Here is a 1652-nt window from a genome sequence, read left to right on the forward strand (position 1 = left end):
GCCGCCTCGCCGAGCTGGCTCGCCGGCACACAGGCGCCGATCACCTGCAGGCCGTGGTGGTACTGCCGGTGCAGCTGACCGGTCATCGAGGCGACGGTGGCGGCGTGGCCGAGGACGAGCACGCGGTGCATGGCCCGGCCGTGCGAGCGGGCGCGGTGCAGCCGCTTACGTAACAGCCACCGGCCGAGCAGGGAGAGCGCGGTGGTCAGCACCAGCGCGATGAGCAGATAGCCGCGCGCGAGGTCGGCCTTGAGCACGTAGGACGCCAGTGCCATGCCCGCGATCAGGCGCACACCGGAGCGCAGAACGCGTTGGTACTCGTCGGTTCCGACGAAGAGCAGGCGTCTCTCGTACGCGTGCGACAGCGCGAGAAGCCCGAGCCACACCACCGGGATGATCGCGGAGAACAACAGGTACCACCGCGCATAGAGGTCACCCTGGAACCGCATCGCATAAGCGGACAGGGTGGCGATCAGCGTGGCGCCGAAGTCGATGACGAGAAGCCGCTTGACATAACGCGCCTCCCACACCCAGCGGTCGGCCAGCCGGCGTCCCGCGGCATCCCCGAGATCCCTGTCGGTGACGCCGTAGTACGAGGTGGTGGTAGTTGTAGTCGGTATCGATCCGGTGTCGGCGTCATCCGCCGTCATGTCCGTCGTCGTCACGACGCCCCTGCTTCAAGTGAGACCCCACGCCCACATGGCATAACTGTTCCCGCGCTGTTCCCTGCCCCGTCTTGTCGGCCGGCTCTTCCCGCAGCTTCCTGGCGGTGAACACTAGATGAGGCGCCGGAAAATACCAGCCCCTGGGTGCCAAATCTTTACCTTGGCCAAACACCCGGACTCGGTGGTAGCGCTCCCAATAGGACGTCACGAAAACGTGCATCAGGCATAGGCCACCATCATTTGTCCGGATGCGTCGCCGAAGGCATCGCACGCTAACACAGGACGGCCGACATCCACCCATCCCGGTCGATGAATTGTGACCTGACCCGGTTCACGAGGTTATTGATCAGCTGGAGAGTCCACTGAGGAGCCGGAGGGCGAGGGCGGGGCACCGGTCCACCGCGCGCTCGGCGTCGCGCCGCCGGGCCGGGGGGACGACCGGCTCGGGCGCGCCGTCGCGTGCCCGTGGATATCCCCATTCGTCCTCGGTGAGCAGCTCGGGTAGCAGCTCCGCGCAGAGGCCACGGCCGTCGCAGGCGGTCCAGTCGATGTGCAGGCGGGTGTCGCTCATCGGTGCTCCAGGCAATACCCGCTCAGATGCGCGGTGACGTCGGCGTCGAAGGTCGTCAGACCGCTTCTGATCAAGCGGGCTGTGCCGTCCGGGTGACGACAGGCTCCACGGCCGGTGACCAGCGCGGCGAGTCGCTCAACCTCGGCTCTTGTCGTCCGCCCGGCGGTGAGCGCGACCAAGGTGTCCGCGAGTCGCGGAAGTCCGTTGATGCACGGTCCGCACTGGCCGGCCACCTGACCTGCGAGGTAACCGGCGATCCGGGCGGTCTCCGCGAGCCCGCACCTCCCGGCCGGGAGCACGTGCACGACACCGGCGCCGGGCGTGCCACCGCAGGGACCCAGGCCGGCGCGACTCACCGGCAGCTCGGGGATCGCGGGCACCCAGGCGCCGTGGTAGCCGCCGACGAGCACCGCGCG

Annotated in this window: 2 protein-coding genes and 1 pseudogene; all 3 read right to left on the reverse strand. The window is 68.5% G+C overall.

The window, feature by feature from the left end; translation table 11 throughout:
- A pseudogene (locus AB0M20_RS42255) lies at nucleotides 1-665 on the reverse strand (sugar transferase); the annotation flags it as partial.
- 346 nt (nucleotides 666-1011) lie between these two features.
- Nucleotides 1012-1236 (reverse strand): ferredoxin, encoded by a 225-nt coding sequence (locus tag AB0M20_RS42260; RefSeq protein WP_364307025.1) that lies wholly within the window; start codon nucleotides 1234-1236, stop codon nucleotides 1012-1014.
- Nucleotides 1233-1652, reverse strand: a 420-nt coding sequence (locus tag AB0M20_RS42265; RefSeq protein ID WP_364307027.1) for an NADH-ubiquinone oxidoreductase-F iron-sulfur binding region domain-containing protein, incomplete at its 5' end; no start/stop codon positions are given. The genes AB0M20_RS42265 and AB0M20_RS42260, both read right to left, overlap by 4 nt.

The sequence above is a fragment of the Actinoplanes sp. NPDC051633 genome, from assembly GCF_040681735.1.
Taxonomy (GTDB): Bacteria; Actinomycetota; Actinomycetes; order Mycobacteriales; family Micromonosporaceae; genus Actinoplanes.